Below are 24,599 nucleotides of genomic sequence, written 5' to 3' on the forward strand. Positions count from 1 at the left end.
CATACGTTCGCCTGTCAAGCCTGCCCCCGCAGCCGATCGGGAGATGGAGTTCAGGACAGCCCCTGTGGGTCACCTTGTGGAGGGCTGTGCACAACTTCGGAGGACGGTGGGGACATCTGCGGATCCCCTGGGGAGAGACGGCTGTTTTTGCGTGGACGGCCCGGAAGCGGGGTGTGGATAAGCTGGGGAGACGCTCCGCGTTCAGGCCGGCGTTCGGCTGTGGGCGCGGTACCTGGACGGGAAGAGGTGAGGGAGAGCATCCTCCACGGTGGCCACGAAGACCACCTCGATCCCGCGCACACCGGCCGGGACGTCGTTACGGTTTTCCTCGGGGAGGACGACCTTGCGCATCCCGGCCTGCCGCGCGCCGTAGATCTTCTCCGGAATGCCGCCGACCTGTTTGACCTTCCCCTGGATCGAGATCTCCCCCGTCACGGCCACGTCCTGGCGCACGGGCACCCTCTGGATGGCGCTGAGCATGGCCAGGACCACGGCCAGCCCGGCGCTGGGACCGTCGATCAGCCCCCCGCCGACGACGTTGACGTGGATGTCGTAATTGCCGACGTCGATGCCGGCAATCCTGCGGATGACCGAGGCCGCGTTGAACACCGAGTCCTTGGCCATCGTGCCCGCCGTCTCGTTGAACCGAATCGTTCCGCGCTGCCGCTTGCCGACCGGGAAGGCGACGGCCTCGATCTCGATCAGCGATCCCACGTACTGCGTCACACCCAGGGCGAAGACCTTGCCGACCTCAGGCACGTCGGAGGCCTTGGTGGGCACGGTCGCCGTCAGCCGCCCGCTGCGCACCACCTCCAGCAGATCGCGGCGCGTGATCCGGGGATGCCCCCGGCCACGACGGCGATACAGCGCCACGCCGTAGGCGTCGGCCAGGAGGTTGACGGCCTTGCGGCCCTCCACCGTGTACTCGCTGATGGTCTCCGGCACGCCCGCCTCCAGTTCCACCCCGAGGCGCCGCGCTGCCTGGCGCACAATCTTCTGCACGTCCTCCTGGGAGAGGGGATCGAAGAACACCTCGGCGCAGCGGGAGCGCAGGGTGGGGCTGATCTCCTCCGGCTCCTTGGTCGTGGCGCCGATGAGCAGGAAATCGGCCGGCGCCCCTTCGGTGAACAGGCGCTTGATGTACGCCGGCAGTTGCGGGTTGGTGGGATCGTAGTAACTGGACTCGAAGAAGACGCGCTTGTCCTCCAGCACCTTCAGCAGTTTCGCCTGCAGCACGGCGTCCAGTTCGCCGATCTCGTCGATGAACAGGACCCCGCCGTGGGCCCGGGTCACCAGCCCGAGTTTCGGTTCGGGGATGCCCAGCTCGGCGAACTCCCGGCGGCTGCCCTGGTAGATGGGATCGTGCACCGAACCCAGCAGCGGATTGGTGGCTTCGCGGGCGTCCCAGCGCAGGGTGGAGGCGTCCACCTCGATGAAGGGCGCCTGCGGCCCGAAGGGGCTCTGGGGCAGGCGCTTGGCCTCCTCGAGCACCAGGCGCGCCACCGTCGTCTTGCCGACGCCGGGCGGCCCGTAGAGGATGACGTGCTGCGGAATGGGCACGGCCAGTTTGGCCAGCAGCGCCCGGATGGCGCGCTCCTGGCCCACGACCTGGGAGAGTTTCCTCGGCCGCAGGGCTTCCAGCGCCGTGCGGGCCAGACGGACCTCCTCCAGCCGCTGCAACTCCTCGAGCTTGGCCCGTGTGCTCTCCGTCTCCGGCCCCAGCGCGTCCTGCATCACCTGCATCCGGATGGCGCGGAGGTACTCGTCCTGCCGCTCTTTCATCCGGTCCTGCACCCGGCGCTCGATCTCGTCCTCGATGGACTTGCGCGCCATGAGGTCGGCGATGCGTTCCTGCAGATCCTCCAGGATGGCCGGGATCTCCGCCTCGCGCGGCACGGCGTTGAGGTTCGGATCGTCGAAGACCAGGCGCTGCAGCGCCAGGACCCGGCGTCCCAGTTGCGGGCTGTTCAACATGGCGCGGGCGCCGACGCGTTCCGCGCGCTTGCTGAGGCGCTCCTGCCCGTACAGGCTGCTCAGGACGCCGGCCAGGGCGGCCGCCTTGCGCCGCAGCACCTCCCGTTCGCTGACGCGCCCGGTGGGATTGATCGGCCGGATGGCCTTCGCCTGCCGGACCCTCATCGCCTGGCCACGACGTTGACATCAACGTGGGCCACGATGCCCGGGCCCACGCGCACCGGGATCTTGTAGAACCCCGCCATCTTGATCGGCTCCGCCAGGTCCACCTGTTTCTTCGTCACGGCGAACCCCCGCTGCACCAGCGCCTCGGCGACGTCCTGGGCCGTGACCGACCCGAACAGCCGGCCCCCCTCCCCGCCGCGGGCGGCGACCTCGACCACGGCCGCCTCCAGCGCCGCCGCCAGGCGCTCCGCCTCCTCGCGCTCCCGCTGCTGGCGCTGGAGTTGCGCCTGCTGCCGGCCGGCCAGGGCGCGCAGGTTCCCGGGGGTGGCTTCGGCGGCCAGCCCCCGCGGGATCAGATAGTTGCGGGCGTACCCCTCCTTGACGTCCTTCACCGCGCCCGCCTGCCCGAGAGCGGGGATGTCCTTCAGAAGGATCACCTTCACGGGGACGCCTCCGCGGTGCGCGCCGCCCGCCACCGGCCCCGGAGATCGAACGCCGCGTCGGCCAGCCCCAGGAAGAAGACCACCATCCCCAGCGGCGGGGACGTGAAGGCGAAGGCCAGAGCCGTCCACCGCAGCCAGCGCGGAGCCCGGTAGCGCTCCAGCAGGACCCAGGCCGCCACCAGCCCGAGCAGGGAGTACACCATCTGGGCCAGGATGGAGAGGTTCAGGCCCAGAGCCTGCAGGGCGGGGAAGCGGGGGGCGGCCGTCCGGGCCACCGCCGTCAGATCGTCGTACGGCAGCATCCGCAGCGTTTCGCCGGGGACGGCGAAGGGGACCGCCCAGGCACTGGAGGCCCAGAGCAGGCCCATCCCCGCCGGCAGAGTCCACAAGAAGAGGGCCGGTGCCCGCCAGGAAGACACCGGCGGCAGCGCGGGCACGACGATTCCGAAACGCCGCAGGACGAAGCGCGTGACCTCGAAGTTCACGTAGGCGGTGGTCACCCCGCCGATCACGATGAGCAGCGGGATGATCCGCGGCATGAGCTCGACGACCTGCCGCATCACCCCGCTCATCTGCTCCAGCTGGTCGCCGCTGATGCCCAGCCGGTTGTAGAAGCGAAGGGCGTTCTCCTGCCCCTGGCGCATCGCCTCGATCGTCGTGGTCACCGGGTTGACCCCGGAGATGACCAGGGTGAGCCCGAGGTTGACCAGGATCGAGGCGGTGGCCACCGCCCCGCAGACGATCAGCGTCCGCGCTGCCGGACGGGGCGCCCGCAGCCGGACACCCAGGGCGATCCCCAGGGGGGCAAAGGTCAGGATGATCACCAGCCCGGTCAGCGGCCCCCCCAGCGCGGCGGCGATGAGGGCGGCGACCAGCGCGGCCAGGACGGCGATCCGGGCGCCGTGGCGCACCACCAGCAGGGTCAGCGGAATGGGAGTGACATAGAAAGAGGCGATGCCCGCCACGGGCAGGAACGTCGCCGCGACGGTGAACAGAGCGACGAGGGCGGCCAGGATAGCGCCTTCGGTCAGGCCGCGCACCGGGATGGGGCCAGGGGTCATGGACGCGCCTCCGCGCGCCTGGACGTTACTCGGCGGTGTACGGGAGCAGCGCCAGTTCGCGCGCGCGCTTGAGGGCTGTGGCCAGGACGCGTTGGTGCCGCGCGCACGTCCCCGAGACCCGGCGCGGAAGGATCTTGCCGCGCTCGGTGATGAACCGGCGCAACCGGTTGACATCCTTGTAGTCGATGGCGTCGGCCTTCTCCACGCAGAACTGGCAGTTCCGCCGCTTCGGCCGCCGCCCGCGCCACTCTTTCTTGCCCTGCCGTCGTTCGCGTGCTTCCGCCATGCCCGCTACTCCGTCCGGGGATAGTCTCTAAGATCTAGAACGGCACGTCGTCCGCGCCCTCGCCCTCCGGCTCGACCTCGCCTCCGGGGACTTCGGCTGCGGCCGCCGCGCCCGGTTTGCGGTCCAGAAAGCGCACCGCGTCCGCGACCACTTCGGCGACCTTGCGCTTCTGGCCGTCCTGGGTCTCGTAGTTTCGGATTTGGAGCCGGCCCTCCACGGCGACGAGGCGACCCTTGTTCAGGTGCTGCGTGACCTGCTCGGCCAGGCGCCGCCAGGCCACGACGTCGATGAAGTCGGTGGCCCGCTCCCCCTGCTGGTTGACGAACGGCCGGTCCACGGCCAGAGTGAAACTGGCCACGGGCTGCCCGCTGGGGACGTAGCGCAGCTCGGGGTCCCGCGTCAGCCGCCCGATCAGGATGATGCGATTCAGCACCTCAGCCCTCCGCCGTCCCGGCCGGCTGCGCGGGCGCCGCGGGGACCGGCGACTCCGCCTTCGCCTGCGGTAGTTTGCCTACGGCACTGGTGATCGTGGCGCGCAGGACGTCCTCGGTCAGCGCCGCCGCCCGCCGGATCTCCTCCACCTTCCTGGGGTCGAGGGCGAAGCGGGTGTGGACGAAGACGCCCTCGCGGTACTTCTTCACCGCGTAGGCCAGGCGCTTCTTGCCCCAGACGTCGACAGCCTCCACGGTCCCGCCCTGATCCACAATACGCTGGTTCATGCGCTCCGTGATCGCCCGGAGCGCCTCCGCCTCAAGATCGGGGCGGACGATATACACCAGATCGTAGCTCTTCACACCGTACCCCCGGTGGGTCGACCCAGCCGTAAAGAAATCCCGCGGGACACCCCACGGGTCCACAGCATTATAGCACCCGCCGGGGGATGGGGCATAGCCTCCCCCGGGCAGTCTCTTGACGACGGCGATCGGCTACACGGCAAACCGGAAGTGAATCACGTCGCCGTCGCGGACGACATAGTCCCGGCCCTCCAGCGCGATCTGGCCGTGATCGTGGGCGGCCTTGAGCGATCCGACCCGGACCAGGGTTTCCCAGTTGATCACCTCGGCCCGAATGAATCCCCGCTCCATGTCGCTGTGGATCTGCCCGGCGGCCTGCGGGGCCTTCGTCCCCCGCGGCACCGACCAGGCGCGGACCTCCCTGGAGTCTGTGCTGAAGAACGTCACCAGGTCCAGCACCCTCTGCGCCGCCCGGACCAGACTCCACAGGCCCGGTTCCTCCAGCCCGTAGGCGCGGAGCACCTCCCTGGCTTCGGCCTCGGGCAGCCCCGCCGCCTCGGCCTCGAGTTTGGCGGCCAGGATCACCGCCTCCGCCCCCACGGCGCGGGCGTGGCGGCGGACCTGGTCCCCGCCCGGGCCGCCGCCGGGGAGATCCTCCTCGGCGATGTTGGCGACGTAGACGACCGGTTTCGCCGTCAGGAGGCGCAGAGGCCGCAGGAGCGCAACCTGTTCGGAAGCGGCGGGGAGGCGGCGGACCATGCCGCCGCGCTTGAGCGCGTCGGCGACGACCGTCAGGGCGTCGAGGCGTTCTGCGGCGCGGGCGTCGTGTGCGCGGGCCCGTCCGCGCTGCCGCTCCATCTCCCGCTCCACCACGGACAGATCGGCCAGCGCCAGCTCCGTCTCCACGATCTCGATGTCGCGCTGCGGATCGGGGACGCCTTCCACGTGGGGAACGTCCGGGGCGGGGAAACAGCGCACGATGTGCGCCACGGCGTCCACCTCCCGGATGTGGGCCAGGAACTGGTTGCCGAGCCCCTCGCCGCGGGACGCCCCGCGGACCAGGCCGGCGATATCGACGAACTCCACGGTGGCGGGGACCGTCCGCTCCGGACGGGTGACCCGGGCCACGGCCTCAAGGCGCGCGTCGGGCACGGGCACGACACCGCGGTGCGGCTCGACGGTGGTGAAGGGGTAGGGGGCGACCGCCACGGCGGCACGCGTCAGTGCGTTGAAGACCGTGGACTTGCCGGCATTGGGCAGACCCACGATCCCGATGGAGAGCCCCACACCAGGTGCCTTCGCGGGGCGGGGCGCCATGAACCTCCCGGGGAGGGCGATCTGCCGTGCACTTCACTGAACTTCTCGAGCCACGGCACCAAGCAACAGCAGTAGTGCGGCAATCCAATACACCCAATCGCCTGTCTGCGGGCTCCAACGCTTCTCCCTGAGCCGACGCACGCTCCAAAGACCCCGCTGTTCCCAGAGTGCCCAACCTCTCGTTGCTTCATAAGCCGCCGTATAGGCGAGCAGTTCCATGAAGCCGGTCCGCGTCCAAAGCACCGCGGCGGAAAATGTTACGGGCCGACCTGCGAAGACAAAGGAGTTGGTGCCCAACAACAGGCCATAGAGGATCCAGAAGACAGGGAGAACATACAGGCCGCCGGCGTACTTGCCCGCTTGGAACAGGTTCATGAACTGGATACCGAAGAAGGGCACCAGGTTCGCCAAGAACACGCGTCCGAATGTGAACTCACCGACGCGTGCTGAGAACAGGCGAGAGAAGTAAGGACGGAAGACCCCTTCTGGCAAGGTCAGCCGGCTAAGCCACCACGTGCCGAACATCAACGCGGTGAGCACCACGACCAACCTGAGAAAAGAGAGCAATCGCCTCATTGCAAGACCCGCGGCATGATGGTGCCGCGCGGGTTAACGTTCCGGTTCTGCGACGGCCCCGCAGCGGACCGTCTGCTGCGACCGATTGTATCCTTTCGCGGGATGACTCAGCGGATGAGGTGGGCGACCTGGACCTTGTTGCCGCCGGAGCGCTTGGCCGTGTACTGGGCGCGGTCCACGGCGTCGACCAGCGCGTCCACCCCCTCGCCGTCTTCCGGCATGGCGGCCACGCCCACGCTCAGCGTCACCGTGGTCACCACGTTTTCCCCGAGCAGAAAGGGATAGGCTTCCACGGCCCGGCGCAGACGCTCGGCGACCTCGAAGGCGGTGTCCTTGGAGGTGTTGGGCAGGACGATCATGAACTCGTCGCCGCCGTAGCGCGCCACCAGATCGGCGGTGCGGCTCCCCTTGCGCAGGAGATCGGCCACGGTGCGCAGCACCTCATCCCCCTGCTGGTGGCCGTAGGTGTCATTGTAGCGTTTGAAGTTGTCGATCTCCAGCATGATCAGGGCCAGCGGCTGCCCGTCGCGGCGGCAGCGCTCCAGGGTGCGTTCCATCGCCTCGTGCAGGTAGCGGTGGTTGTACAGTTCGGTGAGCCCGTCCGTGATCGCCATGTGCTTGGTCTGCTCGAAGAGGCGGGCGTTCTGGATGGCTACGGTCGCATACCCGGCCAGGGCGGTGAGGATGCCCAGGTCGCGGGGACCGAAGGCGCCCCGGCGGGTGCTCTCGATATTGAACACGCCGATGACCCGTCCTTCGCCGATCAGCGGGACGGCGATCTCGGAGGCGACCCGGTCGTTGATCCCGACGTAGCGCGGGTCCTGGCGCACGTCGGCGACGATCTCGGCCTTCCCCGTGCGCTGGACCCACCCCGTGATCCCCTTCCCGGACGGAATCCGATAGCCGTGGAACCCCGCGGGGTAGCCGTAGGTGGCCTCCACGACGAGGTCGCCGGTGCGGTCGTCGGTGAGAAGGATCGCTCCATACTCGTAGCCGAAGGCGCGGCAGGGGACCTGGATCAGGTTGTCCAGCACCGTTTCGACCTCCAGGGAACTGCTGATCGTCTTCGCCGCCTCGTAGAGCACGCTGAGCTCGTCCCGGGCCTGCTGCGCCTCCTCGTAGAGCGTCGCGTTGCGCAGGGCGATGGACAGCTGGCGGGCCAGCGTCTCCAGCAGGGCCAGATCGCTGTCCGTGAGCGGCCGGTCGGCGCGCGCCTCGATGTTCAGGACGCCGATCACGGCGTCGTCGCTGACGATCGGCACCGCCGCCTGGGATCGCACCGTCTCATCGGCGGGGATGTACTCGCGTTCGCGGGTGACATCGGCAACGAGAATCGGCTTCCCCGTGCGCGCCACCCGGCCGATCACGCCCTTGGTGATGTGGAGGCGCTCGTGCACCTGGGCGTAGCCCACCTGGGCCGCCAGCCTCAGGTACTCCCCCTCGCGACGGTAGATGCTGACGTGGGTGTACCCGAAGGTGGCGGCCACCTCGGCCACGATGCGCCGCACCAGCTCTTCCAGATGCAGGGTCCCGGAGAGGGTGCTCATCAACCGGTTGAGCAGATCCACCTCCGCCGCGCGCCGCTGGATCTGGGCGAACAGCGAGGCGTTGTTCACCGCGCTGGCGGCCTGGCTGGCGATGGCCCGGGCCAGGAGCAGGTCGTCCTCGGTATAGGGCCGGACGCGGTCGTGGAAGAAGACGATGGCGCCGATCTGCTCCCCGCGGTACAGCAACGGTAGAAAGGCCAGGGTGCGCACCGGAGCCAGCATCTCGGCCAGCGCCCGGCATTCTCCCGAGAACAGCCGCTCCTGCAGCATCTGCATCCCCGGGTGGCTGCGCAGGTCGTCGATGACCTGGACCTGGCCGAAGTCGACCGGCAGCGGCGTCCCCGCCGGCGGCGCGGCCCGCCGCATCAGGGCGGCGAACTCCGGCGGGAATCCTTCCGCGTAGACGGCCGCCACCCCGCCCTGGGGGGCCCGGACGAAGACCGCGCAGCGGTCGACCTCCAGGACCTGGCCCGCCTCCTCCATGACGGCGCGGACCAGCGTCTCTATGTCCAGGGTGCCGGCGAAGGCCGCGGACAGCCGCTGCAGAGTGGTCAGCCGCTCGATGTTGCGGCGGCTGGCCTCAAACAGACGGGTGTTCTCGATGGCCGTGGCCACCTGTCCGGCGATGGCTTCCAGCAGGCGCAGATCGCGCTCGGAGTAGGCGTAAAAGGTGTAGCTCTGGACGGAGATCAGGCCGATGGTCTGCTCGCCCTTGATCACCGGCACGAACATCAGCGAGGCGCTGCGTTTCTCCTCCCGCCCTACGCGTTCAAAGGTGTCGGGCTGGTTCATCTCCTCGGGCGTACGGTTGATCAGGACGGGCCGGCGGCCCTTGAGGATCTCGCCCATGGCCCGCCCGTGATCGTAGGGCTGGCGTGGGAAGCGCTGTCCGGAATCCACCAGGAAGTCAAAGTAGAGCCGTGCCGTCTCCGTGTCGTAGATCGCCACGTAGAAGGCGTCCGCAGACATGGCCCGGCTGATCTCCCGGTACAGGGTCTCGTACAACTCGGCGAGATTCAGGGTCATCGCTGCGCGGCCGATGCGTTCCACGATCTGCAGCTGGCGGTGGGACTGCTCCCGGGTCGTGGACAGCATCAGGATGTAGCCCACCACCAGCAGTGGCGCGGTCAGGATCGCCGCCCCGGCCGGCAGGGCGTGAAGATAGATCAGGGCCAGCATCAGACCCAGGGTGGCGAAGGCCAGGCTGTTCAGCAACTCCCAGGCGATGTTGGCGCGGAAGACGGCCAGAAAGGAGGTCGCGCCGCGCATCGCCACCATGCCGCTGACGAAGAGGCTGGTGGCGAGGACGTAGCAGAAGATCGCGGCCAGGAAGGCCGCCCAGAAGACGACATCGATGCGGCCGGAAAAGAGGGGAGCCCGGAGGACGGCGCCTGTGGGCGCGATGGCATGGAAGACGAGGCCGGCCAGCAGCACGGACAGGATGTACTGTCCGCTGTTGAACACCGTATTGAGGTAGGGACGCCGGTGGAGCAGGCCGTTGCCCACCACGACCCCGGCGGCCATGATCAGCGCCGCGTAAACCGGGCCCACGATCAGCAGCGCGGCGGAGGCCACGACCGGCCCGGCCGACTGGAAGCCGCCGCGGGGAAGCGGCACCATCAGCCACTCCGCGGCCACGGCCATGATCGTGAAGATGGCGACGAGCGCCGGCGGCGGCGGAAGGGTGCCGGCCAGGAAGGCAAGGAGCACCGCCCACCCCGCCACCGCGACGCTCCAGGCGTAGAGCATCACTGGTACTTCTTCCCGTCCGACGGAACGGGTACTCCTACCCGGCTGTGGCCTCCGGCGGCCGGCTGATGAACCGCTTGATGCGCCGCTCGAACTTGACGCGGTCCATTAGCACATACCGTCCGCACCCCTGGCAGCGGATGCCGACGTCGGCGCCGAGCCGTTCCACCTTCCACCGGTCGCTGCCGCAGGGATGGGTCTTCTTCGTCTGGACGACGTCGCCGAGGTAGAGCTTCAGCACAGGCACGGCAGGCTACCGCGGCCGGAGGAGGATCTCCACGGGGGCGTAGTCGTCGGTCAGGGTCGGGACGTCCTCCACCGGGATGGGCTCAGTATAGAGGTCCGCGGCCGCTTCCAGGAAGCGGGGGATGGTCACCCCCGCCCGGGCCTGTGCGGTCCGCGCCGCGGCGCGGACGGCCTCCGGCGACCGCGGGGGAGAGGTGCTGCCGACGATGATGATGTTGCGCAGACTGTCTCTGCCGCCGTAGCGCCCCCAGTCCGTGGGGAAGACGTACACCGCGGGGAACACCTCCCGGGAGGTCCTGTAGACCGCCCGGAAGAAGCCGCTGCGCGGCCCCTCCAGCGCCCCGATGACGTTGCTGGCCAGCACCCCGCCCGGCGTCAGGTGGGCGCGCACCGTCTGGAAGAACTCCCGCGTGGCCAGATGGAAGGGAATGGTGTCGATGAGGTACGCGTCCAGCACGATGATGTCGTACCGTTCGGAGGAGCGGGCCACGAACAGGCGCCCGTCCTGGGCCACCAGCCGCATCCGGAGGTCCTGGGGGACGCCGAAGTAGCGGCGGGCCGCCGCGATCACCGCGGGGTCGATCTCCACCACGTCGATCCTCATCCGCGGATAGTCCTCGTGGTAGCGACGGGGCGCGGTCCCGCCGCCCAGGCCCACAAACAGCACCCGCGAGGCTTCGGGCCGGAACAGCAGGGGCAGGTGGAGATAGTCGGAGTAGGCAAAGACCGTCCGGCGGGGATCGGTCAGATCCATTCCGCTCTGCCAGTAGGCGTCCAGGCGCAGATAGCGCACCCCGGCCTCGTCGTCCACGGTGATCCGGTGGTACACAGTGTCGCGCTGGAACCGGCGGCCGGGAGGAGACTGCTGCCGTCCGGCCATCGGGACGCCCGCGAGCAGCAGCAGGGCGACGGCCCCGGCGACGGCGGCCGCAGCCCCGCGCCCTGCCGCCAGCCAGGTCGGCACGGCCAGAAGCATCATCGTCCCGCCAAGGAGGTAGATGATGACGGGGACGCTCATCCAGGAGAGCAGCACGAAGGCGGCCAGCAGGGTCCCGAGGATGCTCCCCACGGTGTTGAGGGCGTACAATCCCCCGGCCACGTTGCCAATGGTGGCCACCGTGCGGGCGTGCAGGCGGACGGCGAAGGGAGAGAGGGCCCCGATCACCACGGCCGGCAGGAAGAAGAGGGTGACCGCCGCAAGAAGCGGCGCCGTCCGGGGACCCACCGCGCTCAAGGCGATCGTCCCCAGCACGCCAGGCGCCGTGAGGGGGATTGGCACGAGCAGCGCGCCCGCCAGGAACACCAGCCCCGCAAACACCGCGGCGCTCGCCGTGCGATCCGCGACCAGCCCGCCGAGGAAATACCCGACGGCCAGGGCACCGAGGAAGACTCCGATCAGCGCACCCCAGACGTAGACGGAATTCCCGAGAAATGGGGCGACCACGCGGCTGGCCACGATCTCCAGGGCGAGGAGCACAGCCCCGCTCAGGAAGACGACCAGCCTGAGGATCACGCAGGGACGGCCTCGCGCACGCCGAAGCGGAGCGCCCCGTCGCGGTAGTCCACCACGGCCACCTGTCCCTCACGCAGTTCCCCGGCCAGAATCATGCGGGCCAGGGAGTTCTCCACCTCGCGCTGGATCAGCCGCCGCAGCGGCCGCGCGCCGAAGTCGGGAGTGTAGCCTTCGCGGGCCAGGAAGTCCCGCGCCGCTTCGGTGACGTCCACGTCGATCTTCTGCGCCACCAGGCGCTCCCGGAGCAGCCGCAGCTGCAGATCCACGATCTGCCGGATCTGGGTCCGGGAAAGCGGCCGGAAAACCACCACCTCGTCGATGCGGTTGTAGAACTCCGGACGCAGGTTGCGCCGCACCTCGTCCAGCACCTGAATGCGGGCCATCTCGTAGTGCGCTTCCTGTTCCGGATCGAGGTGCTGCAGGAAGCGGCTCCCCAGGTTGCTGGTCATGATGATCACCGTGTTCTTGAAGTCCACGGTGCGGCCGTGGCCGTCGGTGAGCCGACCGTCGTCCATGATCTGCAGGAGGATGTTGAACACATCGGTGTGGGCCTTCTCGATCTCGTCGAAGAGCACGACGCGGTAGGGCCGCCGGCGCACGGCCTCGGTGAGCTGGCCGCCCTCCTCGTAGCCGACGTAGCCCGGGGGGGCGCCGATCAGCCGGGACACGGTGTGCTTCTCCTGGTACTCCGACATGTCCAGCCGCACCATGGCGTCTTCGTCGTCGAAAAGCACGGCGGCCAGCGTGCGGGCCAGCTCGGTCTTCCCTACGCCGGTCGGGCCCAGGAAGAGGAAGGAGCCGATGGGGCGCCTGGGATCCTTCAGGCCGGCCCGGGCCCGGCGGATGGCGTCGGAGACGGCGCGCACCGCTTCCTCCTGGCCGATCACCCGCTCGTGCAACCGCTCCTCCAGGTGCAGCAGCTTCTGCATCTCCCCCTCCAGCAGCCGGTGCACGGGGATGCCGGTCCACTTGGCGACCACCTCGGCGATGTCCTCGGCGGTCACTTCCTCCTTGAGGAGCTGGCCGTCCCGGTGCGCCTCGCCCAGGGTCTGTTCCTGATGCCGCAGCTGCTGTTCCAGCTCCCGCAGCGTCCCATAGCGCAGCCGCGCCGCGGTTTCCAGATCGGCCCGTCGTTCGGCGTCTTCGATCTGACGGCGGGTCTCCTCGATCCGCTGCTTGGTCTCCCGGATGGCGCCGATGGCGCGCTTCTCTTTCTCCCACTGCTGCTGCAGTCGCTCACTGTCCTTTGTGAGCGACTGCAATTCTTGTTCTATGTGGTGCAACCGCTCTTTGCTGGCGGGATCAACCTCCCGCTTCAGTGCCTCCCGTTCAATCTCCAGCTGCATGATCCGCCGGTCCACCTCGTCGAGCTCGGTGGGCTTGCTGTCGATCTCCATGCGCAGCCGGCTGGCCGCCTCGTCGATCAGGTCGATGGCCTTGTCCGGCAGGTAGCGCTCGCTGATGTACCGGTCGGACAGCGTGGCCGCGGCGATCACGGCGGAGTCGGTGATCCGCACGCCGTGGTGCACCTCGTAGCGCTCCTTGAGCCCGCGCAGAATGGAGATGGTCTCCTCGACGTCGGGCTCGTCCACGTAGACCGGCTGGAAGCGGCGCTCCAGGGCCGGATCCTTCTCGACGTGCTTGCGGTACTCATCCAGGGTGGTGGCCCCCACGGTGTGCAGCTCCCCGCGGGCCAGCATCGGCTTGAGCATGTTCGCGGCGTCGATCGCCCCCTCCGCCGCGCCCGCACCGACCACGGTATGCAGCTCATCGATGAAGAGGATGATCTCGCCGGCGCTGTCCGCGATCTCCTTCAGCACGGCCTTCAGGCGCTCCTCGAACTCGCCGCGATACTTCGTCCCCGCCACCAGCGCGCCCATGTCCAGCTGCACCACGCGCTTGCGCTTCAGCCCTTCGGGCACGTCGCCGCGCACGATGCGCTGGGCCAGCCCTTCGACGATCGCCGTCTTGCCCACGCCCGGATCGCCGATCAGGACCGGGTTGTTCTTGGTGCGCCGGCTGAGGACCTGGATCACCCGCCGGATCTCGTCGTCCCGCCCGATCACCGGATCGAGCTTGCCCGCCGCGGCCAGCGCGGTCAGGTCCCGGCCGTAGCGCTGGAGGGCCTCATATTTGCTCTCCGGATTCTGATCGGTCACCGTCTGCCCGCCGCGCACCTCCAGCATCGCGGCGTACACCGCGTCGCGGGAGGCGCCGACCTCCCGCAGGATCTGCGCCGCGGTCCCGCCGGCCTCAAGAATCCCCAGCAGCAGATGCTCGGTGCTCACGAACTGGTCCCGCAGACGCTGGGCCTCGGACTGGGCGACCTCCACGGCCTGGCGGAGGCGCGGGCTGATGCGCAGCCCCTCTGCGGCGGGGCCCTGCACGCGGGGGAGCCGCTGCAGCTCCGCCTGCAGCCGTCCCCGCAGGGCCGCGAGGTTGACGTTCAGGCGCGCCAGCAGGCGCGGGACGATCCCGTCCTGCTGCTCGATCAGCGCCAGCAGCAGGTGCTCGGTGTCCATCTGGGGATGCCCGGCACGTTCCACCAGCTCCTGGGCCTGAAGGATCGCCTCCTGCGACCTCTCGGTAAACCGATCGAATCTTATGGCCATGGTCGTTTACGTCCTCACCCGCTCCTTTCGCAGCCGGCCCAGCTCCTCCACCAGCTCCCGCTCGCGCCTGGTAAGGTTCTTGGGCAGGACGACCTTGACACGCACCAGCTGGTCCCCGCGACCGCCCTCCCGGCGCGGCATGCCCAGACCGCGGAGACGAAAGATCTGCCCCGGCTGCGTCTCGGGAGGGACCGTCATCTCCACGGGGCCCTCCAGCGTGGGCACCTCGATCGTTGCGCCCAGGAGGGCCTCGGTCAGGGCGACCGGGACCTCGGTGATCAGGGCGTCGCCCTGCCGCTCGAACCGGGGATCCGGACGGACCTGGACCGTCAGGTAGAGATCCTCCCCGTCCAGGGCGCCGGGCAACCGGATGCGCTGGCCGCTGCGCACACCCCGCGGGATGGAGACGTCCAGGCGGCGTGTCGTTCCGTCCATCCGCACGGTGACCGACTTCTGTGCGCCGCGAAAGGCTTCTTCCAGGGTCACCTCGATCGTCGCCGCGGGCTCGGGCGCCCCGGCCGGTTGGGTGGCGGAAACACGCCGGCCGCGCCGGGCCGCACCCACCGGGCCGCCGCCGAAGAACTGCTGGAAGAAATCGCTGAATCCGCCCAGGCCGCCCAGCAGATCCCTCAGATCTTCGGGGATATCGTAGGTCACCGTCCATCCGCCGGGCGGCCGCCCCCAGGGTGCCGCGCCGCCGAACATCGTCTGCCAGTCCATCCCGCCGCGCTGGTAGACCTCGTACATCTGGTCGTAGCGCGCGCGCTTCTGCGGGTCGCCCAGCACCTGGTAGGCCTCGTTGATCTCTTTGAAGCGCTCCTCGGCGCCCTTGGTCTTGTTGATGTCGGGGTGGTACTGGCGGGCCAGCTTCCGGTACGCGGCGCTGATCGCCTTCTGATCGCTGCCGCGGTCCACGCCGAGGATCTTGTAGTAGTCCTTGAACTCCATCGCCCCGCCCGGCTCCCCGATCTACCTGGCCACCCGCACGCGCGCGGGGCGGAGGACCTCCCCGTGCCACAGGTAGCCGCGCTGCAGCTCCTCCACCACGGTGTCCGGCGGCGCCTCCTGGTCCAGGGCGATGTCCACCGCCTCGTGGAGGCGCGGGTCGAAGGTCTTGCCCCGCGCCTCCATGGGCTCCACGCCCATGGTCTTCAGGACCTCCAGGACCTGCCGGTGGGTCATGCGGATCCCTTCCAGGATCGCCTGCGGATCCGCCGTCGTCCCGTGTTCCAGGGCGCGCTCGAGGTTGTCCACCACGGTCAGGATCACGCCCAGCAACTGGGCGCGTACGCCCTGGACGGCATCCTCGCGCTGGCGGGCGGCCTGCTTCTTGTAGTTCTCCAGGTCCGCCGCCGCATGGAGAAACTGCTGCCAGTTGCGCTCCGCCTCTTCCCTGGCCCGCGCCAGTTCCGCCTGGAGCTCCTCCACACTGACTGTGGGGGCGGCCGGTTCCTCAGGTCCCGCCGGACGCGGCTCCTCGGCCGGCCGCCCGCTGTGCTCGTCCATCGCCTACTGGTCCTTTCGCTTGTAGTCGGCGTCGATCACGTCATCCCCGGTCTTGGCCTGGGTGCCCGCGGCCGGGCCGTCGGAGGGCGGCGCGCCGCCGGCGGGAGCGCCGGCCGGCGTCCTGGCGTAGACCTCCTGGGCCAGTCGGTTGGTGGCCTGCTGGAGCTCCTCCAGGGCGGCGGTGATCTTCGCCGTGTCCCCCTGCCCGAGCGCGTCCTTCAGGGCCTTGAGCTTCGCCTCGACGGCCGCGCGCTCGTCGGCGCTGACCTTGTCGCCGAAGTCCTTGAGCAGCCGCTCGGTCTGATAGACCGCCGAGTCGCCGCGGTTCCGTAGTTCCGCCTCTTCGCGCCGCCGCCGATCCTCCTCGGCAAACCGCTCGGCCTCCTTGACCATGCGCTCCACCTCGTCCTTGGACAGGGTGGAGGTGCCGGTGATCTTGATCGACTGCTCCCGATTCGTCGCCGTATCCCGGGCCTTGACGTCCAGGATGCCGTTGGCGTCGATGTCAAAGGTGACCTCGATCTTGGGCACGCCGCGCGGCGCCGGGGGGATACCGTCCAGGATGAACCGGCCCAGGGTGCGGTTGTCGCGGGCCATGGGCCGCTCGCCCTGCAGGACGTGAATCTCCACCTGGGTCTGCCCGTCCGCCGCCGTGGTGAACATCTCGCTCTTGCGCGTCGGGATCGTCGTGTTGCGCGGGATCAGCGTGGTCATCACCCCTCCCAGGGTCTCCACGCCCAGGGAGAGCGGGGTGACGTCCAGCAGCACGACCTCGCGCACCGTGCCGGCCAGGACGCCGGCCTGGATCGCCGCGCCCACGGCAACGACCTCGTCGGGATGGACCTCCTTGTTCGGCTCCTTGCCGGTCAGCCGGCGCACCAGTTCCTGGATCATCGGCATGCGCGTGGCGCCGCCGACCAGGATGACCTGATCCAGGTCCTTCTCCGTCAGCTTGGCGTCGGCCAATGCCTGCTTGAAGGGGCCGATGCAGCGCTCGACGAGATCGGCGGTCATCTCCTCGAACTTCGCCCGGGTCAGGACGTAGTCCAGGTGCTTGGGGCCGCTGCTGTCCGCGGTGATGAAGGGCAGGTTGATCGTCGTCTGGGTGACCGTGCTCAGCTCCACTTTGGCCCGCTCCGCGGCCTCGCGCAGACGCTGCAGCGCCTGGCGGTCCTGCCGCAGGTCGATGCCGTTCTCCCGCTTGAACTGGTCGGCCAGCCAGTTCACGATCCGCTCGTCCCAGTCGTCGCCGCCCAGGTGCGTGTCGCCGTTCGTGGCCTTGACCTCGAAGACGCCCTCCCCGATCTCCAGCACCGTGACGTCGAAGGTGCCGCCGCCGAGGTCGAAGACCAGGACCGTCTCCGCCCCCTTCTTGTCCAGTCCGTAGGCCAGCGCCGAGGCGGTGGGCTCGTTGATGATCCGCAGCACCTTCAGCCCCGCGATCTCGCCGGCGTGCTTCGTCGCCGTGCGCTGCGCGTCGTTGAAGTACGCGGGGACGGTGATCACCGCCTCCAGGATCTTGTCGCCCAGGTAGGCCTCCGCGTCGGTCTTCAACTTCTGCAGGATCATCGCCGAGATCTCTTCGGGTGTGAACGATTTCCCGGCCGCGGGCAGGCGCACGGTCGCCATGCCGTGGGCGCCTTCCTCCACCCGGTAGGGCACCATCTTCCGCTCGGTTTCCACTTCCGCCATGCGGCGACCCATGAACCGTTTGATCGAATAGACGGTGTTCTCCGGATTGAGGATGGCCTGCCGTTTGGCCATCTGTCCGACCAGGCGTTCGCCGGTCTTGGTAAAGGCGACAACGGAGGGCGTCAGCCGGCTCCCCTCCGCATTGGGGATGACCTGCGGCTCTCCGCCGATCACCACGGCGATCACGGAGTTGGTGGTACCCAGATCGATGCCGACAACCTTGGGCATATCAGATGGCTCCTCTCACGTTTCAGCCACTCCCCTGAGGCGGCGCGGGGGAGGTCGGCGGGCCTAGCCGCCGACCTCCACCTTGACCGTCTTGGGCTTGGCCCGCTCGCTCTTCGGCACCCGGATCTCCAGGATGCCGTTCTTGTAGGTGGCCTTCGCCGCCTCGCCCTGCACTCCCGTAGGCAGCGACAGCTGGCGCACGAAGGAGCCGTAGCGCAGCTCGCGCCGGTAGTAGTTGCGCTTCTTCTCCTCCTGCTCGCTCTTCGCCTCGCCCTTGATCGTCAGAGTGTCCTCCGTGACCGAGACGTCCACCTGGTTCGGGTCGACGCCGGGCAGCTCGGCCCGCACGACGAAGTCGTGGTCGGTCTCATAGGCTTCGATCGCCGGCTGCCAGACCACGGGCACCCCGCCGCGGCGCTCCGGGCGCCGGGTGAAGAACTCCTCGAACAGCTTGTCCATCGACTCCCGCAGGGACGCGAGATCGTCGAAGGGATCCCACCGAATCAGGCTCATCGCACTCGCCTCCTTCGCACCGTGCGTTCAAAGATCCAGCTCATCGAATCCCCCGAGCCGCGGTACTCCAGCCGCTCGTACACGTCCAGCAGCACGCGCACCCCGGCCAGGTTCAGGCCCAGCTCCTGGGTGAGGTGGCGGATCAGGCGCACCCGCTCCAGGTCGCGGTCCGAGTAGAGGCGGGTGTTGTTCCGCCGGGCCGGATGGACCAGGCCCTTCTCCTCGTAGATCCGCAACGTCCGCGGGTGCAACCCGGTGAGGTCCGCGGCGACGCTGATCACATAGACCGGCCTGTCGTCCTGGCGCGACCTCACGTCCTTCCTCCCCCCCGCCTCCCCACGATAGCCATTGACAAAGGTATTGTCAAGAAGCTTGACAATGGTATTGTCATAGGGGCCGGAGCCGATGGCCGGGGCTTCCCCCCGGAATAGAATGACGAAGAGGGGGCGTAATAGCGGCGGAGGTTTGGACAGGACGATGCGCAACGTGATCATCCTGGGCTCCGGGCCGGCGGGGCTCACCGCGGCGATCTATACGACGCGGGCCGGCCTGGAGCCGCTGGTGGTGGCCGGCGCCGAGGCCGGCGGCCAACTCATGCTCACCACGGAGGTGGAGAACTACCCCGGGTTTGCCGAGCCCATCCTGGGACCGGACCTGATCGCGGCGATGCGCGCCCAGGCCGAGCGCGTCGGCGCGACCTTCGTCGCCGAGGACGCGGTGGCTGTGGACTTCTCCCGCCGCCCCTTCCGGATCACCCTGCAGTCGGGCGAGGTGGAAGAGGCCAGGGCGGTGATCATCGCCACCGGGGCGAAGGCCAAGCTGCTGGGACTGCCCGGGGAGCAGCGGTTCATGGGGCGCGGCGTGAGCACCTGCGCCACCTGCGACGGGTTCTTCTTCCGCAACCGCGACGTGATCGTAGTCGGCGGCGGGGACACCGCCATGGAGGAAGCGCTCTACTTGGCCAAACTGGCCCGCGCCGTCACCGTGGTGCACCGCCGGGACCGCCTGCGCGCCAGCAAGATCATGCAGCAGCGGGCCATGGCCCAGGAGAAGATCAGTTTCCTCTGGAACACCGTGGTGACGGAGATCCTGGGCAACGGCAAGGTCAGCGCCGTCAGACTCCAGGACGTCCGAACCGGCGAGGTCACGACCCGCCCCACCGACGGCGTCTTCGTGGCCATCGGCCACAAGCCCAACACCGAGCTCTTCCGCGGCCAGCTGGAGATGGACGAGCAGGGCTACATCATCCGCGTGCGGCGCTCCATGACCAGCGTGGAAGGCGTCTTCGTCGCGGGAGACGTCCACGACCACACCTACCGGCAGGCCGTGACGGCCGCAGGATACGGCTGCGAAGCGGCCATCGACGCCGAACGCTGGCTGGCCGCGGCGGGCGAGGCGACCGGCTGATCAGCTGATCGGCCGGCCGATCACCTGGTCGATCCGCTTCTTCAACTCCGGTTTCGGCATGTACCCCACCAGCCGTTCCACCATCTGGCCGCCCTTGAAGATCCCCAGGGTGGGAATGCTCATCACCCCGTAGCGGTAGGCCAGGGCGTTGTTCTCGTCCACATCGACCTTCACGACCTTCAACCGCCCGGCGTACTCGCTGGCCAGGTCCTCCACAACGGGGGCAATCATCCGGCACGGGCCGCACCACTCGGCCCAGAAGTCCACCAGGACCGGGACGTCACTCTGGATGACCTGCGCCTCGAAGTCTCGCTCGCTCACATGGACGGCCTTGCCCATCACCTGCGCCTCCCTCTCCATCCGTCTCCTGCACCGACCTGCCAGGAGCGCAGAACGTCGTCCCGACGGAGACTATTCCCCTGCATTATACGCTAGAGGATCAGGCGCAAAACCCAGGTCACCAGCGCCGCGATCAGCGCGCAGGCCGGAAAGGTGAGCACCCAGGCCGTGACGATCTCCAGGCCCACCCCCCAGCGCACGGCGGACAGCCGGCGTGTGGCGCCCACGCCCATGATGGCGGTGTTGATGGTGTGCGTCGTGCTGAGGGGGATTCCCAGCCGTGTGGCCAGCTCGATCGCCGAGGCCGCCGCGGTCTCCGCGGCGAACCCCTGAAAGGACTCGAGCCGGGTCAGGCGCAGACCCATCGTGTGCACGATGCGCCAGCCGCCGACCGCGGTCCCCAGGCCCATCGTCAGCGCGCAGAGGAGGATCACCCAGAAGGGGATGCGGAACTCGGGGATCACCCCGCCCAGCAGCAGGGCCAGGGTGAAGACCCCGATGAACTTCTGGCCGTCGTTCGTCCCGTGGCTGAAGGCCATGAAGGCGGCGGAAAGCACCTGGGCCCGGCCGAAGACCCGCCGAACCTGCCCCAGCGGAGTACGGCGGAACAGCCAGGCGATGCCGACCATGAGTCCGCACCCGCCGCCGAAGCCCAGCAGGGTGGAGAAACCCAGGCCGATCAGCACCTTCCGCCAGCCCTCCCACTGCAGCACCTGCGGTCCCGCGGTGGCCAGCCCGGCGCCGGCCAGGGCCGCGACCAGGGCGTGGCTCTCGCTGGTGGGCAGGCCGCGCAGCCAGGCCAGTGTACTCCAGGTGACGATCGCCACCATGGCTGCGGCGATGGTCACCGTATCGATGGTCTCGGGGTTGACGATGCCCTTGCCGATCGTCGCGGCCACCGCGGTGCCGGCCATCGTTCCCACGACGTTGAGCACGGTGGCCATGCCCAGGGCCGCCGACGGCGTGAGCACCCGGGTGCTCACCACCGTGGCGATGGCGTTGGGCGCGTCGGTCCACCCGTTGACGAACTCCGCAGCCAGCACCAGGAGCAGGACGGGGAGGAGACCGGCAGGGATGAGCACCGGCATCCCCTACAGGTGTTTCGTCTGGATGCTTTCGAGCACGTGGGCCACGTGCTCGCACTGGTCGGTCGCCTCTTCCAGCGTTTCCAGAATCTCTTTCCACTTGATGACGTCGATGGGATCCCGCGTCTCGGCGAAGAGCCGGGCAATGGCATCGCGCTGCACAAGGTCGGCGAGATTCTCCAGCCGGTGGATCTCCTGCAGGTGGGCGGCGACGCGATCCAGGCGCCGGAGGTGCGCCACCGCGGCGGCGATCGCCTCGCAGGCGCCGACGATAATCTGCCCCAGCTCTTTCGCCGCGGCGGGGATCTCCCCCACGCGGTAGAGCGCCAGTCGCGAGGAAGAGGCCTCGATCCAGTCAATCACATCGTCGAGCTGCTTGGCCAGGGCGAAGATGTCGTCGCGGTCCAACGGGGTGACAAAGGTCCTGTTCAGTCGATCGATGATCCCGTGGGTCAGTTCGTCGCCCCTGTCTTCCAGAGCCTTGATCTCGCCTGCGCGCCGGTCCACGTCTGTGAAATCCTCGAGCAGCGCCCGGAGGCCGCGTGCCGCGGCCAGGATGTTCTCGGCCGTAGCGGTGAACAGGTCGAAAAAGACCTCTTCGCGCGGAAGAAGACGCACCATCCTCACCCCCGTGGTGCTGGTTGGCCCAGCCCGTTCAACCCCGCATTGTCCAGAAGACCGCCGCGGCGGCAACGACGGCCGCCGCCGCGACAACGCGCGTCAGGCATCCCCCCCGACGGGCGGCCGCGGCCGGCCGACCAGGACGCCGGACCGATAACCGGGTGGCTTTCTTGAAGTGCTCCACCGCCTCCCCGATCCGGCCCATCTGCTTGTAGAGTGCCCCGAGGTTCTGATGGGCGACCCAGTAGTCCGGATCCAGGGCCACGGCCCGCTCGTAGGCGGCCAGCGCCTGATCCAGCATGCCCTTCTCGCGGTAAACGTTGCCGAGGTTGCTGTAGGCGGGCGCGTAGGTGGGCTGCAGGGCGATGGCTCTGGAGAACTCGGCGATGGCGGCATCAAGTTGCCCCTGCTGGGCCAACGCCACGCCGAGTTTGCTGTGCGCCACGGCCGACTCGGGCGCCGCAGCCACCGCGGCGCGGAAGGCCGCCTCCGCCGCGGCATAGTCGCCGGCGTCGAGATGCCGCTCTCCGGCCTCCAGGAACGGCCGGGCCTCCGCCTCACCCACAACAGGTTTGCTTCGGCGGGCGACCCGCGGGTCCTTGACCGTCTATTGGGTGCGGGAGGTTGAGAACAGGGGGAGGGAGTCGAGGTCGTCCAGTTCAAAGGAGGGCTCGAGGACCTCCTGGTCGAGCGCCTCCATGGCGGCCAGGGCCGCCTCCGTGTTGCGCTCGCGGGGGAGATGCTCGACCGAGCTCCACCGGTAGGCGTTGAGGAGCGCGCGCGTCTGCAGGTACAGGCCGACCAGCTCGCCCGGGACCTCCGCGCGGCCGGCGATCTGATCGACCACGGCGGGCTCGTCGCAGAAGACGCGGATCCGCCGCGCCCCCGTCCCGCGCGCCTTCCATACCCCATGAAGCAACGCCCGATACGCCCCCTCGGCGCGGGATCCCGCACGGACAGTGCGGCGCGTCATGCGCACAGGCTGCCCCGCGGAGCGGATCACGACCCCGATCCCGGCCTTGCCGTCGCGGAACGCCGCGCTCGCGAACACCTCCAGCGGCCTCACAGCTGCAGCGGCACCTCCAGGGCCACGACCACCAGGACCAGCAAGCCGAGCAACAGGAGCTTTGCCCCGATCAGCCTCCGGTCGTCAGCAAAACGTTCCCAGGCACCGCGCGCCGCGAATCCCCACCGCGGCTGGGCGCGGCCGCGGCTCGGACGCGTTCCGGGGAGGGCCACCGCGAAGGCAGACAGGGCACGGAAGCTCATGCCTGCCCCCCGGCGTAGCGGCGCAACAAACCCACCACGACCCCGATGATCTCGAATTCCCCGCCGATCGGCCCATACCGCGGATTCTCGGGCATCAAGTAGGGTTGCGGTCCGTCGTAGCGCAGCCGCTTGACCGTCGCCTCCTCCCCCAGCAGGGCCACGACGATCTCGCCGGCCCGGGCGGTCGGCTGCGAGCGGACGATCACCAGGTCGCCGTCGTAGATCCCGGCATTGATCATCGAGTCTCCCCGCACGGTGAGCAGGAAGCAGTTGTCGTCCTGCCAGCCCACCATCCGGCGGGGAACGGGGATCATCTCCTCCACGTTCTCCTCCGCCAGCACGGGGAGCCCCGCCGAGATGCGGCCGACCAGCGGTAGGTGGGCCACGTCTCCACCGCCGGGAACCATCCGGCGGTCCAGGACTTCCAGCACGCGCATGCGGTCGCCGGCACGCCTGATATAGCCCTTGCGCTCGAGGGCGGTCAGATGCTGGTGGACCGTCGAGGGCGAGCGCATTCCCAGGGCGCTGCCGATCTCGCGGACGGAGGGCACGATGCCGCTGCGCCGGATGGACGCCGCGATGTGCTCGAGGACCTGCCGCTGTCGGTCGGTAAGTGGTGCGGCCATTCCGTCACCTCCGCACCTATCATATAGCGAACATATGTACGAATATCAAGGGCCGGGAAAGGCGGCCAGAGACAGACCATGGCGAACAAACGTACGTATTACGAGCTTGCCTTCAGTTGCTCGCAGAAGCTCGCGTTTTCGAGGTTTTCCGGGAACTCAGGAGGGGGCCAGGCAGCGCAGCAGGACGGGGAGGTCTACGTTCCCTCCGCTGACGATCGCCACAGCCGTCGGGCCGGTAAGACCGCCGTCCAGCGCACAGGCGACGCTCGTCGCGCCCGAGGGCTCGGCCAGAAGATGTCCCTCCAGGAGGAGCCGCCGCATCGCCTCCAGGATCCTCTCGTCGAGGACGGGACGGAACTCATCGACGTACCGCGAGGTGACCTCCCAGGTGAGGCGCCCCGGCGCCAGGACGCGAAGCCCGTCGGCGATCGTCTCCGCCTTCTCCAGGGCCACCGGGTGCCCTACCTTGCGGGAACGGGCGAAGCGATCGGCGCCGGCCGGTTCTGCACCTATGACCCTGGCCTGAGGCTTCAGCGACTTGACTGCGGCCGCGACGCCGGCAACGAGACCGCCTCCGCTCACCGGGACCACCACCGCCTCGACCTCCGGACACTGCTCCACAATCTCCAGACCGACCGTCCCCTGGCCGGCAACGATGAAGGGATCGTCGTACGGAGGTACATAGTGGAGGCCCCGGCGCTCCGACAGCTCCCGAGCAAGCGCGATCCGCTCGTCGGAGTAGCGACCCCGGCGGATCAACTCCGCGCCGTAGCCGGTGATCGCCTCGGCCTTTGTCGCGGCCACGTTCTCCGGGACCACGACCACCGCGTGCAGACCGAGCGTCCTGGCGACGAACGCCACGGCCTGGCCGTGGTTGCCGGAGGAGGCTGTGATGACCCCGGCGGCGCAGGCCTCGCGGTGGGCGAGGACATAGTTGAACGCCCCCCGCGGCTTGAACGATCCGGTGACCTGGAGGTTCTCCAGCTTCAGCTGCGGACCGCCCGGCAGGGGATGGATGGGCGTCCGCCGTACGTAGGGCGCGATCCGCTCGCGCGCCGCGCGGATGTCGTCGAGGGTCACCGGCCCCGCA

26 protein-coding genes are annotated in these 24,599 nt (G+C 69.0%); 1 reads left to right on the top strand and 25 read right to left on the bottom strand.

The genetic code is table 11. The features are described from left to right. Positions 1–201: 201 nt before the first annotated feature. The 17 genes from lonC to QN141_01185 form a co-directional block, all read right to left on the bottom strand. A complete protein-coding gene (lonC, locus tag QN141_01105; protein ID MDR7557068.1) occupies positions 202–2,139 on the bottom strand; it encodes a Lon family ATP-dependent protease in 1,938 nt (645 codons plus the stop codon). Then, entirely contained in the window at positions 2,136–2,582 is a 447-nt protein-coding gene (rplI, locus tag QN141_01110; GenBank protein ID MDR7557069.1) for a 50S ribosomal protein L9, read from the bottom strand. Before rplI ends, lonC begins: the two co-directional genes overlap by 4 nt. Beyond that, entirely contained in the window at positions 2,579–3,643 is a 1,065-nt protein-coding gene (locus tag QN141_01115) for a YybS family protein (GenBank protein MDR7557070.1), read from the bottom strand. The genes rplI and QN141_01115 overlap by 4 nt, the downstream gene beginning before the upstream one ends. Before the next feature lie 25 nt (positions 3,644–3,668). Next, positions 3,669–3,929 carry a 30S ribosomal protein S18 gene (gene rpsR, locus QN141_01120; protein MDR7557071.1) on the bottom strand — a complete coding sequence of 87 codons (261 nt, stop codon included), beginning with the start codon at positions 3,927–3,929 and terminating at the stop codon, positions 3,669–3,671. Between the two features lie 34 nt (positions 3,930–3,963). Then, a complete protein-coding gene (gene ssb, locus QN141_01125; protein ID MDR7557072.1) occupies positions 3,964–4,362 on the bottom strand; it encodes a single-stranded DNA-binding protein in 399 nt (132 codons plus the stop codon). A gap of 1 nt (position 4,363) precedes the next feature. After that, positions 4,364–4,723: a 30S ribosomal protein S6 gene (gene rpsF / locus QN141_01130; GenBank protein MDR7557073.1), complete on the bottom strand. Its 360-nt coding sequence runs from the start codon at positions 4,721–4,723 to the stop codon at positions 4,364–4,366. Between the two features lie 132 nt (positions 4,724–4,855). Further along, positions 4,856–5,950, bottom strand: coding sequence for a redox-regulated ATPase YchF (ychF, locus tag QN141_01135; protein ID MDR7557074.1), 1,095 nt, complete (start codon positions 5,948–5,950; stop codon positions 4,856–4,858). A gap of 63 nt (positions 5,951–6,013) precedes the next feature. Next, a complete protein-coding gene (locus QN141_01140) occupies positions 6,014–6,520 on the bottom strand; it encodes a hypothetical protein (GenBank protein ID MDR7557075.1) in 507 nt (168 codons plus the stop codon). 143 nt (positions 6,521–6,663) lie between these two features. Continuing rightward, positions 6,664–9,852 carry a GAF domain-containing protein gene (locus QN141_01145; protein MDR7557076.1) on the bottom strand — a complete coding sequence of 1,063 codons (3,189 nt, stop codon included), beginning with the start codon at positions 9,850–9,852 and terminating at the stop codon, positions 6,664–6,666. A gap of 37 nt (positions 9,853–9,889) precedes the next feature. Then, entirely contained in the window at positions 9,890–10,099 is a 210-nt protein-coding gene (locus QN141_01150; GenBank protein MDR7557077.1) for a DUF951 domain-containing protein, read from the bottom strand. Positions 10,100–10,105: 6 nt separating this feature from the next. After that, positions 10,106–11,611, bottom strand: coding sequence for a fused MFS/spermidine synthase (locus tag QN141_01155; GenBank protein ID MDR7557078.1), 1,506 nt, complete (start codon positions 11,609–11,611; stop codon positions 10,106–10,108). Further along, entirely contained in the window at positions 11,608–14,223 is a 2,616-nt protein-coding gene (clpB, locus tag QN141_01160) for an ATP-dependent chaperone ClpB (GenBank protein ID MDR7557079.1), read from the bottom strand. The genes QN141_01155 and clpB overlap by 4 nt, the downstream gene beginning before the upstream one ends. A gap of 6 nt (positions 14,224–14,229) precedes the next feature. After that, positions 14,230–15,171: a DnaJ C-terminal domain-containing protein gene (locus QN141_01165; protein ID MDR7557080.1), complete on the bottom strand. Its 942-nt coding sequence runs from the start codon at positions 15,169–15,171 to the stop codon at positions 14,230–14,232. A 21-nt stretch (positions 15,172–15,192) separates the two neighbouring features. Then, complete coding sequence (locus tag QN141_01170) at positions 15,193–15,729, bottom strand: nucleotide exchange factor GrpE (GenBank protein MDR7557081.1); 537 nt, start codon at positions 15,727–15,729, stop codon at positions 15,193–15,195. Between the two features lie 3 nt (positions 15,730–15,732). Continuing rightward, positions 15,733–17,649: a molecular chaperone DnaK gene (gene dnaK, locus QN141_01175; protein ID MDR7557082.1), complete on the bottom strand. Its 1,917-nt coding sequence runs from the start codon at positions 17,647–17,649 to the stop codon at positions 15,733–15,735. A gap of 63 nt (positions 17,650–17,712) precedes the next feature. Next, a complete protein-coding gene (locus QN141_01180) occupies positions 17,713–18,162 on the bottom strand; it encodes an Hsp20/alpha crystallin family protein (protein MDR7557083.1) in 450 nt (149 codons plus the stop codon). Next, on the bottom strand, positions 18,159–18,476 hold the full coding sequence (locus tag QN141_01185) for a MerR family transcriptional regulator (protein ID MDR7557084.1): 318 nt from the start codon (positions 18,474–18,476) through the stop codon (positions 18,159–18,161). Before QN141_01185 ends, QN141_01180 begins: the two co-directional genes overlap by 4 nt. Positions 18,477–18,639: 163 nt before the next feature. Here QN141_01185 and trxB point away from each other — a divergent pair, with 163 nt between their 5' ends. After that, positions 18,640–19,569 (top strand): thioredoxin-disulfide reductase, encoded by a 930-nt coding sequence (gene trxB / locus QN141_01190; GenBank protein MDR7557085.1) that lies wholly within the window; start codon positions 18,640–18,642, stop codon positions 19,567–19,569. Here the strand turns inward: trxB and trxA are convergent, their stop codons facing one another. The 8 genes from trxA to QN141_01230 all read right to left on the bottom strand — a co-directional run bounded on the left by trxA (position 19,570) and on the right by QN141_01230 (position 24,589). After that, the gene (trxA, locus tag QN141_01195; GenBank protein MDR7557086.1) at positions 19,570–19,929 is read right to left on the bottom strand and encodes a thioredoxin; all 360 of its coding nucleotides are present in this window, start codon (positions 19,927–19,929) and stop codon (positions 19,570–19,572) included. Positions 19,930–20,000: 71 nt separating this feature from the next. Beyond that, positions 20,001–20,996, bottom strand: a complete 996-nt coding sequence (locus QN141_01200; protein ID MDR7557087.1) for an inorganic phosphate transporter — start codon at positions 20,994–20,996, stop codon at positions 20,001–20,003. 3 nt (positions 20,997–20,999) lie between these two features. Further along, complete coding sequence (locus tag QN141_01205) at positions 21,000–21,614, bottom strand: DUF47 family protein (GenBank protein MDR7557088.1); 615 nt, start codon at positions 21,612–21,614, stop codon at positions 21,000–21,002. A 34-nt stretch (positions 21,615–21,648) separates the two neighbouring features. Continuing rightward, positions 21,649–22,179 carry a tetratricopeptide repeat protein gene (locus tag QN141_01210; protein MDR7557089.1) on the bottom strand — a complete coding sequence of 177 codons (531 nt, stop codon included), beginning with the start codon at positions 22,177–22,179 and terminating at the stop codon, positions 21,649–21,651. A gap of 42 nt (positions 22,180–22,221) precedes the next feature. Further along, the gene (locus QN141_01215; protein MDR7557090.1) at positions 22,222–22,680 is read right to left on the bottom strand and encodes a reverse transcriptase-like protein; all 459 of its coding nucleotides are present in this window, start codon (positions 22,678–22,680) and stop codon (positions 22,222–22,224) included. Continuing rightward, positions 22,677–22,883 (bottom strand): hypothetical protein, encoded by a 207-nt coding sequence (locus QN141_01220; protein MDR7557091.1) that lies wholly within the window; start codon positions 22,881–22,883, stop codon positions 22,677–22,679. The genes QN141_01215 and QN141_01220 overlap by 4 nt, the downstream gene beginning before the upstream one ends. Beyond that, the gene (lexA, locus tag QN141_01225) at positions 22,880–23,509 is read right to left on the bottom strand and encodes a transcriptional repressor LexA (protein ID MDR7557092.1); all 630 of its coding nucleotides are present in this window, start codon (positions 23,507–23,509) and stop codon (positions 22,880–22,882) included. Before lexA ends, QN141_01220 begins: the two co-directional genes overlap by 4 nt. Before the next feature lie 156 nt (positions 23,510–23,665). Beyond that, on the bottom strand, positions 23,666–24,589 hold the full coding sequence (locus tag QN141_01230) for a threonine/serine dehydratase (GenBank protein MDR7557093.1): 924 nt from the start codon (positions 24,587–24,589) through the stop codon (positions 23,666–23,668). Positions 24,590–24,599 lie beyond the last annotated feature (10 nt).

This window comes from Armatimonadota bacterium (assembly GCA_031459765.1).
GTDB classification, from domain to species: domain Bacteria; phylum Sysuimicrobiota; class Sysuimicrobiia; order Sysuimicrobiales; family Kaftiobacteriaceae; genus Kaftiobacterium; species Kaftiobacterium secundum.